A 15,541-nucleotide genomic window follows, 5' to 3' on the forward strand; every position below is an offset into this window, starting at 1 on the left:
GCCTTTACTTACAACGAACCGTGGAACGTACGGTTGATGACGTCGATCTGTTGCTCACGTGTCAACTTGATGAAGTTGACCGCATATCCTGATACGCGGATTGTGAGTTGTGGATACTCTTCTGGATGTTCCATTGCGTCTAGAAGCGTCTCGCGGTTAAAGACGTTGACGTTCAAGTGATGTCCTTTGTGTTCTCCGCTCATATACCCATCGAGAAGTGCCGCCAAGTTAAGTTCGCGTGCGATTTCTTCTTTTCCGAGTGCTTTCGGTACGATTGAGAACGTGTATGAGATTCCATCTTGCGCGTGTTCAAATGGAAGTTTCGCAACAGATGAGAGCGATGCAGCCGCACCTTTCGTATCCCGTCCATGCATCGGGTTTGCACCTGGAGCGAACGGTTCACCGGCACGGCGACCGTCTGGCGTGTTCCCTGTTTTCTTCCCGTAAACGACGTTTGATGTGATGGTGAGGACCGATTGTGTGTGAAGCGCGTCACGGTATGTTTTATGCTTCCGTACTTTTTCCATAAACGATTCGACGAGTTCGACGGCGATTGAGTCGACGCGATCATCATTGTTTCCGAATTTCGGGAAGTCGCCTTCCGTTTCGAAGTCGACAATGATGCCTTCTTCGTTTCGGATCGGTTTGACGTTTGCGTATTTGATTGCTGAGAGACTATCAGCCGTTACCGAGAGACCCGCAATCCCACAAGCCATCGTCCGCAAGATTTCTGGATCGTGAAGCGCCATTTCGATTCGTTCGTACGCATATTTGTCATGCATGAAGTGAATGACGTTGAGTGTGTTGACGTATAGCTCTGCCAACCAGTCGAGTGTACGGTCAAAGTCGGCATATACTTTTTCGTACGTGAGCACATCCTCTGTGTTCATTTCCCAAGACGGAGCGATTTGAGCGCCACTCTTCTCATCTCGTCCACCGTTCATGCTATAAAGAAGGGCTTTTGCCATGTTTGCGCGCGCACCGAAGAACTGCATCTGTTTCCCGATCTTCATCGGTGACACACAACATGCGATCCCGTAGTCGTCACCGAATTGCGGCATCATCAAGTCATCGTTCTCATATTGAATCGCTGAAGTTTCAATCGACATTTTCGCACAGTATTGTTTGAAGCCTTCTGGAAGCTTCGTCGACCAGAGAACCGTCAAGTTCGGCTCTGGAGCAGGACCGAGGTTCGTGAGTGAATGCAAGAATCGGAACGAGCTCTTCGTGACGTTCGAGCGACCATCTTCACTCATCCCACCGATTGACTCCGTTACCCAAGTCGGGTCACCTGAGAACAATTCGTTATAGTCCGGTGTCCGTAAGAATTTGACGATTCGAAGCTTCATGATGAAGTGATCGACGATTTCCTGAACGTCTGACTCTGTTAAACGACCAGCTTCAAGGTCACGTTCAGCGTACACATCAAGGAATGTTGAGACGCGTCCAAGTGACATCGCAGCACCGTTTTGTTCTTTAATCGCAGCAAGGTATGCCAAGTACACCCATTGATACGCTTCTTGCGTGTTTTCCGCAGGACGACCGAGGTCAAATCCATAAGCGTCCCCGAGTTGTTTAAGTTCTTGGAGGGCACGAAGTTGTTCATTCAGTTCTTCGCGATCGCGAATATCCGACTCGGATAAGAACCCACCGCGTTTCGCCAAATCTTTTTTGCGTTCTGCCATCAAGAAGTCAATTCCGTAGAGGGCGACGCGACGATAGTCACCGATGATGCGTCCACGACCGTAAGCATCGGGAAGACCTGTGATGATTCCTGATTTACGAGCTGCTCGCATTTCCGGCGTATAGGCATCAAAGACACCTTGGTTATGTGTTTTGCGAATCTCTGAGTAAATTTTTGTAATTTCTTCATCTGGTTCGAAACCATATGATTCGAGTGCGGCATCGACCATGCGAATACCGCCATTCGGGTGAATCGAACGTTTGAACGGCTCATCCGTCTGAACGCCAACGACTTTTTCTAACTCTTTGTTTAAGTAACCTGGTCCATGCGACACGATTGTCGACGGTGTGTGTTGATCGACGTCCCAAACGCCGCCGCGCTCACGCTCTTCTTTTGTCAGTTCCATCACACGGTTCCAAAGAACGTTTGTCGCTTCTGTCGGACCTGCCAAGAACGTATCGTTCCCTGTGTATTCATGACGGTTCAAACGGATAAACTCACTGACATTTACTTCATTCGTCCACTGACCAGGCACAAAACCTGACCATGCGGATTTGATTTCAGTTGCCATGTTGATTCACTCCTCATTCTCGAAAGTAACTGCGTGTTATCTATACTGTGAGTGTACGTGAAAACGTGAACAATATGTTTTACATTCTTGTGAAACTTGTAACAATCTTATGAACGTGATGAAACAGCCGTTTTTGAAAGCGTTTTACGAACTGTTACATCTACTAGTTTATCTATTTTGAAACAGCTGATTCCCATTTGAATAGGGTTGAACGATCATCTGTACTAATTTGATTGTTCTGTGACGAACTATACAGTTTTTAGGGTGATAAATCTCACATCATTCGGTTAGAACTTGAATTTTTGTGTCGTATCAGACACAATGAAGGCAGAACATTGCATAAGAGGAAGGGGTTCTACTCATGACGTATGAACCATTAACAACAAGCCACGCCTTTCAAGTCGGCGATCGCATCTCACTGAAAGTTGACGAAGCTGGTGAAAAGCGTGACGGATTTATCACAGAATTTGAAGACGGAGGGTTTTGGATTCGCTTTGACGATGACATCGAGAATGAAGATTTTATCGATTACCGCGACCAGTTACTTGCCGTACTTTTGTCGCGTCCAATCCATGTCATCACGGTACATCCGGAACTGAAACCGTTCGAGCAAATGACGTCCGAGTTACAGTATCGCGTCTACCAAGGATTCACGATTGAGAAAGTTGAATTGACAGCAGAAGGTGCAGACGCCCACATCAAACTCATCGAAGACGGTCAGACGTTCACACAGACGTTACGTTCTTCAATGGAAGATGGTCAGGAGCATGTTCGCTATATTTGACGAGGGAGCGCTTTCGCTTCCTTTGTTTTTGCCTAAAGATAAGGAGACCTATTATGAATTTTACAAAACCTTTTATTAACGAAACGTGGGAACGGATGGGCTTTAACGAGCCGATGCCGGTCCAAAAAGAAGCGTTCCCCCTACTATTAGATGGAAAAGATGTGACAATCGAAGCACCTACCGGGACGGGTAAAACGCTCGCCTACCTGCTTCCAGCGATTGAAAAGATTGACCCATCGAACGAACGGATCCAAGTCGTCATCGTCGCCCCGACTCGTGAACTTGTCATGCAGATTCAACAAGTCGCACAGCGCTTCACTGAAAAAGGTGATGTCCGTATCGGTTCATTCATCGGTGGCGTCGAATTGAAACGCCAAATCGACCGAATCAAGAAAAAGCCTCATTTGATTGTCGGGACACCGGGACGTCTCGTTGAATTGATCGACAAGAAAAAACTGAAACTCCATGAGACGCATACCGTCATTTTAGACGAAGCCGATCAAATCATCGACAGCGGTTTAACAGAGGCAGCGGAACGTATCATCAAGCATACTTCGCACGAACGTCAGCTTGCGCTCGTCTCGGCAACACTCACCGATTCACTTAAAGAATGGTCGGCACCATTCATGGACGAACCAGCACACATCAAAATCGAGCGTGCTGTCAGCGATCAAGTGACATACGGCTATATGTTGACGACGCGTCGGTACAAACCAGAACTCTTACGCCGTCTTTCGCACGTCGATGGCGTGAAAGCACTCGCGTTCATCAATAACCGCTCGTTCTTACCACCACTTCGTGGAGAGCTTCAGAAGTTGAAAGTGAACTATCGCATGCTTGACAGCTTGAAAGGAAAACGCGAACGCGTCGAGACACTCCGTGAATTCCGTAAAGGCGAATACCCGCTCCTCATCACGACAGGTCTCGCGGCGCGCGGTCTCGATATCGAAGATGTGACACATGTCGTCCATTTCGACTTACCGGAATCCATCGATGACTTCATCCACCGTTCAGGCCGTACGGCTCGCGGTAATGCAGGCGGAACGGTCCTCTCCCTCGTGACGACAGACGATTTGCCACACTTGAAATCATTCGCACGTCAACTCGGTGTCGAGTTGAAAGAACTCGAGATTTATCGTGGCGATGTGATTGAGAAACGAATCGAGGAGAAGCCTCCTGTCGTCAAACGTCCTGCGAACAAGCGAGGACCGCGCCGATGAAAAAAGACCGGAAAGTAATTCCCTTCCCTTTGCTCGTCGAAGAGTCCGAATTGCTTGCCGAACTGAAAAAGTTGTATGAGCAAGCGGCTCTCGCGCGAAGCACGCAATGGACAAATTATATTCAAGAGATTGCATCGGAAGGGACATGGCATTTAAAAGATGCCGAGCTCTTCCGCGACCTCTTCATCGATTGGGCCGTCTTCTTTGAGACGGACGAGGAGGGGATGACGCCACATGGTCGCTACTTGGCCGACCATAAAAGCGATATGTCACCTGCCCTATATCACGCACTTCGTGGACTTGCCGTCCCGCGTTGCAGCATCTTTGAAGTGACGGAAGACGGTCAGTTGAAAGACTGGGAGTCGAAAGAGACGTACGCTGTCCAGTTACCGGAAGAACGTGAGACTGGTGACCTCGTCCTCGGGAAGTTACTCGATATCCGAGGCAGTTGGCGCTTCGGCTCGGCGTTTCTCGCCTTACCTGCGAAAATGTCTGGAAACGTGTCCGATCTTTATATCGACTTTACGGATGAAGTCGGTCCCGGTGCCTTTTTGGAGCAGTTCCCGGAGTTTTGTGCGGAACTGATCGACTTGTTGCTGGATTTAGAAGAAGGCGTCATCATACCGAAACCATCAAAATAAGCAAAGGGCCGCGGCCCTTTGCTTATTTTTGTCTAACGTATACATCAACCTGATCGAGCATCGCTTGCGCTTCCTCGTTTTCAGGCGTGACCGATGCACTCGAGATTTGTTTCCCATCCTCGTATACATCAATGACGACACCGTCTTTCGCTTGACGCGTTTGGTACAGACGACCGTTTGCATAGAAGGCGTGATCCACCGAGTCGAGAACGTTCCGCGTCATCTGCTCACCTGTTTTTAAATCAATGACAGTTTCTTCGCCATCCGTATTTAGTGTGAACAGTTTATTTTCGAACACTGTATAGTCCCAAAAGTCTTGATTTCCTGCCAACTGAACAACTTGTCCTGTTTCCGTATCATAAGCGAATTGGCCCGGCATCGTAATTCCACTATAATAGGTTTCTTCCCCTTCTCTAATTGTCTCATAGGCACTGACACCGACTGGGACATAGCGTGTTTCGGACATTGATGGTGATTCACTTGTTCCATAAAAACGACTTGTTCCACTTACGTGCGTGATAAATCCATTATCCAACTTTATTTCTTTGACAGTGACGTCATCCATCGTTTGATTGAATGTCGCAAGCATCGTCGTTTCATCACCATCATAGCCTTCTCGATAAATCAAATTTAGTTGACCATCATTTATGAACAAACCTGCCCACACACCTGTCAAGATCTCGTAAATTTGACGATCTTTTGCATCGAACTCATAAGTGGTTATCTCTTTTCCGTCTAACTGGTTAAAGATTATGAGCTCTTCATTTCTATTTTGGCCAATTCCTATGAATCCATTTTCCGTTTGAATTGATTGTGCAAACGTCAATCCGTTCATTTGTCGGTGCATCGAGCGCTCTTCTTTGTTTAAACGTTCTCGATAACGAATTCCTTCAGCGATATAATTCAAATTCGAGGTGACTCGACTCTCCTCAGAAGTGACTTCAAACCTTTGAGCAACATCATTCTCTGCGTTATAACCAAATTCAACGACCGCGTCTTTCCAAACAGATGGATTCGAACTGATGTTTAACGACCACTTCGCTTTTGGTTCCATTGCGTCAACGGCAAATGTTCCAAGCCCTATCACAATGACCGCACCAAGTGCGACCACATTCCACATTCGCTTCATCTTTTCACCTCACACATTCAATTTGCTTTGTAAAAATCTTCGACTGAGCCAAATTGTCACACTTGCCCATACGATTAACACAACACCCACATATACGATTGTCTCATCATAAATCAATCGATTCGACAAAAGGGCATAGCCCAATATCGGAATAGTCAGTATGACCATCAAGGTAGATAAGCTAAGTACGGGTGACCACATCGTCCGTTGCCAGAAACTCCGTTCAATCAACACAAATGTGAAAACAAATAATACGACGATGACAATAAACAATTGATGGATGACAAAGTTGACGACTGAAGTAGGATACATCATGGCCAATATTCCGTTAATAGATAGAGCTTGATCAAATGATCCGTTTATCGGTATCATCTTCCCATCAAACCAACTTGTGAACGCTATGTATTGTAATTTGAGGGCAATCCATTCGATGGCCAATAACCCCAACGTCATCATCAAAATTGTAGCAAACTTGGCGAAAAACAAAGTCATCCGTTTTTGCGGCATCGTGAGTAGTCGCAATATGAACGTCCCTCGTCCTTGAAAATCGCGATACCAGATCCAGGCGCTATATAACAACATCGCTGCGACCGCAATCCCGAGTGACAAGAGATATGGTGTACCTCCAAGATAGTCTGAAAAGGACATTTGATAGTCTGCATCTCCTGTACGTCTCAACTGTTCATAAAAGTTCTTCTCATCCCATAAAAAGTACCCGAGCCACCCAAACTGAACGACAATGAGACCTGCGACCAACATCAAATATGGTTTCGTGACACGCTCGACTTCCCAACTCAATAGTTTCAATAGATTCATGCCCCGTACTCCTCTCTCATCACATCGACGATGGACTTCCCATGAATGAAACGGACATCCTCGACATCAAACTCACGGACGATGCGTCCGTTATTCAACATGACCGCCTTGTCGATCAAGTACTCGATATCTTCAATCTCGTGTGTCGTAATGAGCACGCCACGATTCTCCATGACCTCACTCGAAAACAGTTCGACAATCTGTTCTTTCGAAAAGACATCGATTCCTGAGAACGGTTCATCGAGTAATAAATAATCTGGGTCTTGGGCAATCCCGAGTGCGAGGTTCGCTTTGGCGAGCGTCCCTTTCGATAACTCGCTCAACTTGTCTTCCGGGAACAATTTAAAGTCTTCAACAAGGCGGGCGAATAATGTCGAATCAAATGTCGGGTAAAAGTCTTTCATGAACGCCTCACATTGCTCGATTGTGAAGTGAATCGGGAACATCGCATGGTCGGCGACGAAAGCGACACGATTCAAATCGATTGGTTTCCCATCAATCAATACCGAACCTTTATCAAAAGGCGTCAACCCCATGATGCCTTTCAATAACGTCGATTTCCCTGTACCGTTCAGTCCGATGAGACATGTGATTTCCCCTTTATTCGCTGTGAACGAAACGTCTTCAATGACTTGTTTTCGGCGATAGCGCTTCTTAACTCCCAACACTTCGATCATCGTACATTCCCTCCTTGTACTGTCGTTTGATTTTCTCGACAAGTTCGTCTACCGAGACGTCAAGCTCTTGAATTGATTCCACAAATACCGCGACCGCGTCATCTACAATCTCGGAGCGGATTTGTGCCAATATCGTTACATCTGTCGTCACGCGACTCGGTCGATTTCGTTCGGTCGTAATCAATTGTTGATCCTCCATTTCCTTAAACGCTTTTTGAACCGTGTTCGGATTAATCTTCAAATCATTCGCAAGCTCTCGCCGAGATGGCATCTCATCTCCAGCTTTTAATTCACCGAGCGCCATCTTCTTTTTAAAGTAGTCGACGACCTGTAGATACACCGGTGCCCTCGTATTGAATTGCATGTTCATCACCTTTCTAAGTGTATGACATGGTTAATACACTTTCTAACTGTATTATTAGTGTAATACACTTCTACGTCAATCATTTTTTCAATTTTTCTCCAAATAAAAAACATCTGACGAACGTGTCAGATGCTGAGACATTCAGTTATAGCACGATGTGTGCAGTGTTTTTCGGGTCTATTCGTTCAAGATAAAGGTCTTCGCCCGGCCAATAGCGACGCTTGTATTTCGCAAGCCGTTCCGCCGGATTGCCGAGATATGTATCACGATTCAATACCCGTTCGTACCGAACCTCGCGTGGACAATCGAGATAAATCACATAGTCAAAATAAGGCTGCCATTCCGGGCGTTGTAGAAAGATTCCTTCCACGACAACCGTATGAGCAGATGATACGTCCACGACCTGTTCTGTAATGACGTCTCGTTCCTGATCATATCGCGGTAATACTAACTTCGTAACCCCTTCAGTTAAGGGACGAAACAGTTCACGCTCAAGACGCGACACGTCCCATTGGAGTGCATAATACTCGGTCGGTTCAGATTGTCCGGTCTCATAGCGTTTTGCACGTTCGACGATATAATCATCGATATGAAGCACAAGTAAATCGGACTCCCCATTCAAATTTGAGACGAGCGTCGTCTTGCCCGCTCCGCTCAACCCATCAATTGCTACGACAAACGGACGATTCCCCGCGTGCGTCGCTCGTGCAGAACGAATCACATCCAATACGTTCATGTCGTTCCTCCCCACACAAAAAGTCAGCTCACGAATGAGCTGACTTTAGTTTACCAGAGTACCCAACCACGCGCTCCTGGAGGCGCGCTTTCAATCAAGTGCCAGATTGGAACCGTATATGCAAATGCGATCAAAACAAACGTCACGGTGATCCACAGTTTCCAATTCTCGAAATAGCGCGGTGTGTCCATCGCTGCTTCTTCCGTCTCGGCGAGCGGGAATTCCTCTTCGCCTTTCGGTGCGAGGAACGACAGGTTGAACATCGAATACACGAAGATGAGAACCGAGATGAACAAGATTGTTCCCCCAATCGCCATCATGACGTGGTATGGGATCCATTCCCGTGTCAATGCATCCGAGAAGTAAGTCGCTGGACCTGTACGACGCGGGTTCCCGTTCAATCCTGAAATATGCATCGCATACGACATGATGGCCATACCGAACGCCCAAGTCCCTGCTTGAATCAATCCAAGTTTGTTCATTGCCTTCGTCAACGTACGACCACGAAGTACCGGCACAAGCCAGTAGGCCGTTCCGAAGAACGTCAAGGCGACAGCCGTCCCGACTGTAATGTGGAAGTGCCCCGTGACCCAAAGCGTATTGTGGACCATCGCGTTCAATTGGTGCGAAGCGTTGATGATTCCACCTGCACCGGCTGGAATGAAGAATAACATCCCGACGAATGGTGCAAGGAAACGAACATCGCCATACGGCATTTTCTTCACCCATCCGAACAACCCTTTCGCGCCGAGCGCACGTCCACGAAGTTCGAACGTCGCAAAGAGCGAGAATGCTGTCATGAATGACGGGATAACGACCAAGAACGTCAAGATGACCTGTACGAACTTCCAGAACGGTTCAATGCCCGGTTCTGTCAATTGATGGTGGAAGCCGACCGGGAATGAGAAGAGTAGGAATAACAAGAATGCCATCCGTGCCAACGCATCTGAGAAGATCTTCCCACCGATGACTTTCGGTACGACCGTATACCATACAATGTATGCTGGCATGAGCCAGAAATAAACGAGCGGGTGACCGAAGTACCAGAACAATGTACGTGACAACTCGATTCCGACTGTATCCGTCCATCCTAATGAGAGCGGAAGGAGTTGGAATAAAATCGTTGCTGCTACACCGAGTGTCGCAATGTCCCATAGAAGCATTGTCATAATACTCATATAAGCCGGGAGCGGTGGATGAACGCCTGGATTGTCACGTTTATAATCCGCATACATACGGAACATCGCGAACGACGACAACCACGTTCCGACTACGAACAAGACGAGTCCGACATAGAAGAGCGGATCTGCCATGAGCGGTGCATAAAACGTATACAAGACCGTCCCTTTGTTGGCCAAAATCATGACCGTTACCATGACGGCACCGATAATCATCGTCCAAAAGCCGAGCCACGCGACACGTGTCGGGAATGATTCAAAGCGACCGAACGACTTCGCCAGTAACGCATATAAGAGACCAATGATGAACATCGTCGTGAAGACGATCCCGAGCATGATACCGTGAGCCGTTAGCAATTGATAATATCCAAAGATTTCAGGGATGACCCCGGTCCGAATCAACGTCTGTGTCAAACCAGCCAACGCACCGATCAAGACGGCGAGAATCGATACGAGAACGTGACCGTAAGCAAGACGCGCCTCTTTCGCTCCGATACTCGGAACAGGAACCCCTCGTTCCATCTCCCATTGTTTCAGTTTAGATGATACGTCGTTCATTTATTCCACCACCTTGATTTTAGTCGACATCATGTGATGCCCTGTTCCACAATACTCGTTACAAAGAATCAAAAATTCGCCAGCTTCCTCGAACGTGTACGTCAATGAGTTGATATGTCCTGGGACAACCATCATGTTGACCGGTGTACCCGTTAACTGGAATCCGTGGACGACGTCTGGTGACGTCACAAGGAACGTCACTTTTGCACCTTTTGGAATCTCAACATTCCCTGGCGTGAACGTAAATGCTTGCGCGATCATGACGAGTTCGTATTCATTGTCGCCAATTTGATGTAGCCCAGGTTTGTCGAACGGAGCCGTCTGATTCACTTTTGCTGGATCAATCAAGTCCGCATCTGATGCTGGCTGATTCCCTGCTGCGAATGCCGATACCCCGAGGACCGTCAAGAAGACCGCGAGTAGGATAATACCAAATGTAAGCCAATATTTTTCTAGTTTATGAATATGCACGATGAGACTCTCCTCCCTACATGTTTATCGAGTGACGAATAAGTAAAAGACTGATGACCACATGGCAATGATGACACCCGCAACGATCATGACCGATGTAAACGTTCCTTTTAGGTTCGGTTCTTGCCCATCTTTATGTTCCACGTGTAAGACCCCTTTCGCTTGTTTTTCCATCTTCATTGTATGCAATCGTCTAGGTGATAATATGTGATATTTATCACTCCAAAAGTGACAATCACATCGATTTTGCGTAGTTTCAACACACAAAATTCACATTTCGATAAAAGAAGCCCACAAAAAAACCGTCTCCTGATGAGACGGTTTATAAACGACATATACCTGCAGGGCAACCTTCGCAGTGACAAAGCTCTTTCAAAAAATCAACATCATGAATGACAATCGATTTGGCCGTCGTGCTAATGACCCCTTCTTTTCGCCACTGACTAATCAATCGGTTCACCGTCTCGCGTGGCGCTCCGATCAATTGCCCGAGTTCACCGTCTGAAGGATGACGTGGAATGACGATTGTCCCCTCTTCCTCGACACCGTGCATAGCTGCCATACGGAGCAACGTTGAAGCCAACGCCCCTGGCTTTCCGTACAATAATAAGTCACGTACCTTCATTTCTGAATGCTTGCGCATCATCGACGTCCATCGTAAAATTTCTCCGGCAAATCGAATATCGCGTTGCATGAGCGATTCCAATTCTCGTTTTGAAATGGTACCAATCGTACTTTCTTCAGTCGTTTCGATGCTGTATGAACTAGGGAAAGTTTCCACGATATCAAACTCACCAAAGAAATCATCCGAACCATACATGAACATGACGAGTGGATTTCCCTTTTTCGTGATTTTCGTGAATTTGACAGAACCACTCTTCAAGTAAAAGAACTTATCACACTTCTCACCTTCCCAACACACGATACTCGCTTTCGGATGATGTTGAATCGTCATCATTTCTAGTAGCAATTGTTTCGTTTCATCTGAGAATACAAAACTGTTCGGTTGGGTCGTTCCACATTGCATTGACATAGGTCGGTGCTCCCTCCACGTTTCATTCGTACGTTCCAATTATGACTTTATTATACAGGAGTGTGACAGGGAGTATCGAAAAAGTATGTGACATTTCAAACAATCTTTTTCAAAAAAAGAGATTCGGCGTTCATACCGAATCTCTCTACAGTATTTATCGTTGAATCAATCGAATCAATTGTTCGGCCGGCTTAAAGTTCGGATACCGGACCGGTAAATCGAATTTCGTCGTGTTCTTTAAAATTGATTTGGCGTGACTAAACGTCTCAAAGCTCGTCCGCCCATGATAGGCCCCCATGCCGCTTTCGCCCACTCCACCAAACGGGAGATTTGGATTCGTCAAATGCATGATGACATCGTTCACACATCCTCCCCCAAAGGAAAGATGTTTCATGACCGTTTGTTCCACGTCTTTCGATTCCGTAAATAGATACAGAGCAAGTGGATGCGGTCGGTCAGAGATGAACTCGATCACTTCATCTAGCTGACGATATGGAATGACCGGTAAAATCGGACCAAAAATTTCATCTTTCATCACATCGGCATCTTCGTGGAGATTCGTCATAACGGTCGGTGCAATTTTTAGTTCATCCCGGTTCGTCTCACCGCCGAAAGCAAGCTCACCTTCTGTCAAATAGTGAGATAAACGGTCGAAATGCGATTCGTTGACGATGCGCGTGTATCGTTTCGTACCGACACCGTTCCCAAACATCGCAAACGCCTCCTGTTTGATCGCTTCTAAAAGTGCTTCTTGTTGAGATTCATGTACGAGCACATAGTCTGGCGCGACGCATGTTTGACCGGCGTTCATCCATTTCCCCCAGGCGATACGTTTTGCCGCAATCGAAACGTTCGCATCTCCGTGAACGATCACAGGTGATTTACCACCGAGTTCGAGTGTGACCGGTGTCAAATGTTCTGCTGCCGCCTTATTGACGATCCGTCCGACTTGCGTCGAGCCTGTGAAGAAAATATAATCCCATTTTTGATTCAATAGTTCTTGCGCCGTGTCTTTATCTCCTTCGACACTGGCCACATATCGATCGGTAAAGGCACGCTCTAACACCTGCGTCAGGACACGTGCGACATTCGGGGTCAGTTCTGAAGGTTTGACGACCGCTGTATTCCCCGCTGCGATGGCACCGATGAGTGGCGCGACCGCAAGTTGGAACGGATAATTCCACGGAGCGATGATCAATACCGTACCGTACGGCTCATATTGAACCTCACTCTTCATTCCTAAATGGATGGCGGTTCCACGAACACGTTTCGGACGCATCCATCGCTTCAGTTCACGTGTCGTACGTGAAATCTCATCGTAAATGAATCCGATTTCTGTCGTATACGCATCCATCTCCGACTTATTCAAGTCTTCGCGAAGGGCTTCTAGCAAGTCCGCTTCATGATGCTTAATCGATTCCTTCAAAAATGTCAGCATACTCAAACGGAATGCCATCGATTTTGTCGCCTGCGTTTTAAAGAAGCGACGTTGTTTCTGGACAAGCTCGTCAATCGTCAACTGTTCAATCGGTGCCAGCATGAACTTTCCTCCTTGTGATTCATCACATTGATTTCATTTTATCATCGTGAGAAAAGCGAATCAAAAAAACGCTTTCATCGATGTGGGTTATATCATACGTTTAAATGTTTAAACATTTAATCATAGATTAATCGATTATTTTCATCGTGTCAAAACATACGCCCGCTCTTCATTCCACTGATAAGAAAGAGGAGGCTTGCCCCCCATAAAATCAGGCCGGTCAGCATGAACTGCTGAACGATGGAAAGCGGAAGAGCGCTTAAAAACGATGACCCCGCTACCGTTCCGAGAGAGAAAAATGCATAGAACGCCCCGTATGCTTTCCCTCGGTTTTGCGGAGATGTCGATTGAATCAATTGCGTATTGATGGCCGGGAATAAAATCGCAAATCCCACTCCATATAAGGCAAGTACCCCATAAAGACTGGTTTGTACACTTGCTTGTCCAATCAATATCTGACACGTCCCAATGATTGCGACTCCAAGTGCGGTCAATTTAGTCGGTGAAAACCGATCGAACACTCGGTTCGTCGGTAATACAAAGAACAAGACGGCGACCACGCCGAACATGCTGAGTAACGTACCGCTCAATCGTGAATCAAATCCAAGTTCCTGCACGTGAAGCGGTAATAAAAAGGCGAGTGCTCCTTGGGAAAACATGAGGAAGAATGCCCCCCAATAGGCCCGAATCACTTTCGGATCCGGTTTTGTCAGTTCCAGATCGGACTCTTTCTTTTCCTCGATCTTTTGAGTTCGTCGCATCGTCACGACTGTCACGGACAACATCACCCATCCGAACAAAGAAACGAATAAAAAGACCGTCGATGGGGACGTGACACTGGCGATGATTCCACTAAAGGCAGGACCAATGATGGCCGCCAATCCGACGAAACTTCCGGTAATCGCGACTTTCTTCCCTTGACGGTTCGTTGCGGTGACATTCGCTGATAACGTAAATGCAGCCGGTACGATAAGCCCAGCCACAAATCCGTGGACACATCGGACAAACAGCAACATGGAGGGCGAGTCAACAAATTGATAAGCGAGTAAACTTAAGCTCGTCAAGAATAAGCCGAGCACCAAAACGCGATAGGGACCATTTCGATCGGTCCATATACCAGAAAGCACATTTCCAAACGTGTTCGTCAACGAATAGACAGCGATGGAAAAACCAGCGATGAACGAAGATGCGCCAACAGATACCGCAAACGTACTCATGATCGGGAGTTGAGCGAACAAATCAAAAAAAGCAAAAAATACGATGCCATATAATATAAAACGTGATGGAGTTTTCATTTGGACAAATCCTCTTTCTCGTGATCTTATCCTTAGTCTAGCTGGAGCTCCATACGTTTCATAGGGATGAATCGGTTTGGACACAAAAAATCCCTACAGCCATGGACTGTAGGGAAAATCGTTTAGTTCGTTACTTCAACGGCTGTATCGAGTGCGACACGAATCATTTCATCAAATGTCGTTTGGCGCTCTTCTGATGTCGTCTCTTCACCTGTCAACAAGTGGTCAGAGATTGTGAGGATCGTCAACGCATTCACTTTGTGCTTCGCTGCAAGCGTGTATAGACCCGCTGCTTCCATCTCAATAGCGAGGCAACCGAAGTCAGCCCATTTTTTGAAATGGTGGAAATCATCTTGATAGAATTGGTCCGCTGTGAAGATTTGTCCGACTTTCACCGGGATGCCCGCTTTCTCTGCATTCATATATGCACGATGTAGGAGGTCGAACGTCGCTGTTGGCGTATAGTCCATTCCGTTGAAGCGGACACGGTTTTGACCCATCTCACTTGACGCGCTCATGGCGATGACAACATCACGCACTTTGACATCTTCTTGAATCCCGCCAGCTGTTCCGACACGAATCAAGTTTTTTGCGCCGTACGACATAATGAGTTCATTCACATAGATCGACATCGAAGGCACACCCATCCCTGTTCCTTGAACTGAGATGCGCTTACCTTTATACGTACCCGTGAAGCCGTACATCCCACGAACTTCATTATATAATTCGACGTCTTCTAAAAACGTCTCCGCAATGTATTTGGCGCGAAGCGGGTCCCCTGGAAGTAATACCGTTTCTGCAATTTGTCCTTCTTGAGCTCCAATGTGTACACTCATGTTTGAAT

The 15,541-nt window shown here is 46.8% G+C and carries 16 protein-coding genes; 3 read left to right on the forward strand and 13 right to left on the reverse strand.

Going from position 1 to position 15,541, the window contains the following annotated elements:
- Window positions 1-8: 8 nt before the first annotated feature.
- Window positions 9-2,255, reverse strand: a complete 2,247-nt coding sequence (gene pflB / locus KNO85_RS12635; RefSeq protein WP_214790587.1) for a formate C-acetyltransferase — start codon at window positions 2,253-2,255, stop codon at window positions 9-11.
- 361 nt (window positions 2,256-2,616) lie between these two features.
- On the opposite strand from pflB, the gene KNO85_RS12640 reads away from it, so the two are divergent.
- The 3 genes from KNO85_RS12640 to KNO85_RS12650 are packed head-to-tail and all read left to right on the forward strand — an operon-like array spanning window position 2,617 to window position 4,900.
- Complete coding sequence (locus KNO85_RS12640; RefSeq protein ID WP_214790589.1) at window positions 2,617-3,039, forward strand: hypothetical protein; 423 nt, start codon at window positions 2,617-2,619, stop codon at window positions 3,037-3,039.
- A gap of 53 nt (window positions 3,040-3,092) precedes the next feature.
- Window positions 3,093-4,259, forward strand: coding sequence for a DEAD/DEAH box helicase (locus KNO85_RS12645; RefSeq protein WP_214790591.1), 1,167 nt, complete (start codon window positions 3,093-3,095; stop codon window positions 4,257-4,259).
- Window positions 4,256-4,900 (forward strand): hypothetical protein, encoded by a 645-nt coding sequence (locus KNO85_RS12650; RefSeq protein ID WP_214790593.1) that lies wholly within the window; start codon window positions 4,256-4,258, stop codon window positions 4,898-4,900. Before KNO85_RS12645 ends, KNO85_RS12650 begins: the two co-directional genes overlap by 4 nt.
- Window positions 4,901-4,922: 22 nt before the next feature.
- On the opposite strand, the gene KNO85_RS12655 is transcribed toward KNO85_RS12650, so the two are convergent.
- From KNO85_RS12655 to deoD, 12 genes are all read right to left on the reverse strand, one after another.
- Window positions 4,923-6,029, reverse strand: coding sequence for a hypothetical protein (locus tag KNO85_RS12655; RefSeq protein WP_214790595.1), 1,107 nt, complete (start codon window positions 6,027-6,029; stop codon window positions 4,923-4,925).
- A 9-nt stretch (window positions 6,030-6,038) separates the two neighbouring features.
- Window positions 6,039-6,845, reverse strand: a complete 807-nt coding sequence (locus tag KNO85_RS12660; RefSeq protein ID WP_214790597.1) for a hypothetical protein — start codon at window positions 6,843-6,845, stop codon at window positions 6,039-6,041.
- Entirely contained in the window at window positions 6,842-7,522 is a 681-nt protein-coding gene (locus KNO85_RS12665; RefSeq protein ID WP_214790599.1) for an ABC transporter ATP-binding protein, read from the reverse strand. The genes KNO85_RS12660 and KNO85_RS12665 overlap by 4 nt, the downstream gene beginning before the upstream one ends.
- Complete coding sequence (locus tag KNO85_RS12670) at window positions 7,500-7,892, reverse strand: GntR family transcriptional regulator (RefSeq protein WP_214790820.1); 393 nt, start codon at window positions 7,890-7,892, stop codon at window positions 7,500-7,502. The genes KNO85_RS12665 and KNO85_RS12670 overlap by 23 nt, the downstream gene beginning before the upstream one ends.
- 139 nt (window positions 7,893-8,031) lie before the next feature.
- Window positions 8,032-8,622 carry a kinase gene (locus KNO85_RS12675; RefSeq protein WP_214790601.1) on the reverse strand — a complete coding sequence of 197 codons (591 nt, stop codon included), beginning with the start codon at window positions 8,620-8,622 and terminating at the stop codon, window positions 8,032-8,034.
- A gap of 50 nt (window positions 8,623-8,672) precedes the next feature.
- Window positions 8,673-10,358 carry a b(o/a)3-type cytochrome-c oxidase subunit 1 gene (locus KNO85_RS12680; RefSeq protein ID WP_214696425.1) on the reverse strand — a complete coding sequence of 562 codons (1,686 nt, stop codon included), beginning with the start codon at window positions 10,356-10,358 and terminating at the stop codon, window positions 8,673-8,675.
- On the reverse strand, window positions 10,359-10,829 hold the full coding sequence (locus tag KNO85_RS12685; RefSeq protein WP_214790603.1) for a cytochrome c oxidase subunit II: 471 nt from the start codon (window positions 10,827-10,829) through the stop codon (window positions 10,359-10,361).
- Window positions 10,830-10,853: 24 nt separating this feature from the next.
- Window positions 10,854-10,973, reverse strand: coding sequence for a cytochrome c oxidase subunit 2A (locus KNO85_RS12690; RefSeq protein ID WP_224863290.1), 120 nt, complete (start codon window positions 10,971-10,973; stop codon window positions 10,854-10,856).
- Between the two features lie 178 nt (window positions 10,974-11,151).
- Complete coding sequence (locus KNO85_RS12695; protein ID WP_214790605.1) at window positions 11,152-11,862, reverse strand: Crp/Fnr family transcriptional regulator; 711 nt, start codon at window positions 11,860-11,862, stop codon at window positions 11,152-11,154.
- Between the two features lie 154 nt (window positions 11,863-12,016).
- Window positions 12,017-13,402: an aldehyde dehydrogenase gene (locus KNO85_RS12700; RefSeq protein WP_214790607.1), complete on the reverse strand. Its 1,386-nt coding sequence runs from the start codon at window positions 13,400-13,402 to the stop codon at window positions 12,017-12,019.
- Window positions 13,403-13,551: 149 nt separating this feature from the next.
- Window positions 13,552-14,697, reverse strand: a complete 1,146-nt coding sequence (locus tag KNO85_RS12705) for an MFS transporter (RefSeq protein WP_214790609.1) — start codon at window positions 14,695-14,697, stop codon at window positions 13,552-13,554.
- Between the two features lie 122 nt (window positions 14,698-14,819).
- A complete protein-coding gene (deoD, locus tag KNO85_RS12710) occupies window positions 14,820-15,533 on the reverse strand; it encodes a purine-nucleoside phosphorylase (protein ID WP_214790610.1) in 714 nt (237 codons plus the stop codon).
- Window positions 15,534-15,541 lie beyond the last annotated feature (8 nt).

The sequence above is a fragment of the Exiguobacterium sp. s124 genome, assembly GCF_018617485.1.
Taxonomy (GTDB): Bacteria; Bacillota; Bacilli; order Exiguobacteriales; family Exiguobacteriaceae; genus Exiguobacterium; species Exiguobacterium aestuarii.

What these genes read in the sequence shown, in the direction of transcription:
- deoD (WP_214790610.1), bottom strand. Translation starts at nt 15,533, where the DNA reads ATGAGTGTACACATTGGAGCTCAAGAAGGACAAATTGCAGAAACGGTA.
- KNO85_RS12680 (WP_214696425.1), bottom strand. Translation starts at nt 10,358, where the DNA reads ATGAACGACGTATCATCTAAACTGAAACAATGGGAGATGGAACGAGGG.
- KNO85_RS12645 (WP_214790591.1), top strand. Translation starts at nt 3,093, where the DNA reads ATGAATTTTACAAAACCTTTTATTAACGAAACGTGGGAACGGATGGGC.
- KNO85_RS12705 (WP_214790609.1), bottom strand. Translation starts at nt 14,697, where the DNA reads ATGAAAACTCCATCACGTTTTATATTATATGGCATCGTATTTTTTGCT.
- KNO85_RS12640 (WP_214790589.1), top strand. Translation starts at nt 2,617, where the DNA reads ATGACGTATGAACCATTAACAACAAGCCACGCCTTTCAAGTCGGCGAT.
- KNO85_RS12695 (WP_214790605.1), bottom strand. Translation starts at nt 11,862, where the DNA reads ATGTCAATGCAATGTGGAACGACCCAACCGAACAGTTTTGTATTCTCA.
- KNO85_RS12655 (WP_214790595.1), bottom strand. Translation starts at nt 6,029, where the DNA reads ATGAAGCGAATGTGGAATGTGGTCGCACTTGGTGCGGTCATTGTGATA.
- KNO85_RS12665 (WP_214790599.1), bottom strand. Translation starts at nt 7,522, where the DNA reads ATGATCGAAGTGTTGGGAGTTAAGAAGCGCTATCGCCGAAAACAAGTC.
- KNO85_RS12675 (WP_214790601.1), bottom strand. Translation starts at nt 8,622, where the DNA reads ATGAACGTATTGGATGTGATTCGTTCTGCACGAGCGACGCACGCGGGG.
- pflB (WP_214790587.1), bottom strand. Translation starts at nt 2,255, where the DNA reads ATGGCAACTGAAATCAAATCCGCATGGTCAGGTTTTGTGCCTGGTCAG.
- KNO85_RS12670 (WP_214790820.1), bottom strand. Translation starts at nt 7,892, where the DNA reads ATGAACATGCAATTCAATACGAGGGCACCGGTGTATCTACAGGTCGTC.
- KNO85_RS12660 (WP_214790597.1), bottom strand. Translation starts at nt 6,845, where the DNA reads ATGAATCTATTGAAACTATTGAGTTGGGAAGTCGAGCGTGTCACGAAA.
- KNO85_RS12700 (WP_214790607.1), bottom strand. Translation starts at nt 13,402, where the DNA reads ATGCTGGCACCGATTGAACAGTTGACGATTGACGAGCTTGTCCAGAAA.
- KNO85_RS12650 (WP_214790593.1), top strand. Translation starts at nt 4,256, where the DNA reads ATGAAAAAAGACCGGAAAGTAATTCCCTTCCCTTTGCTCGTCGAAGAG.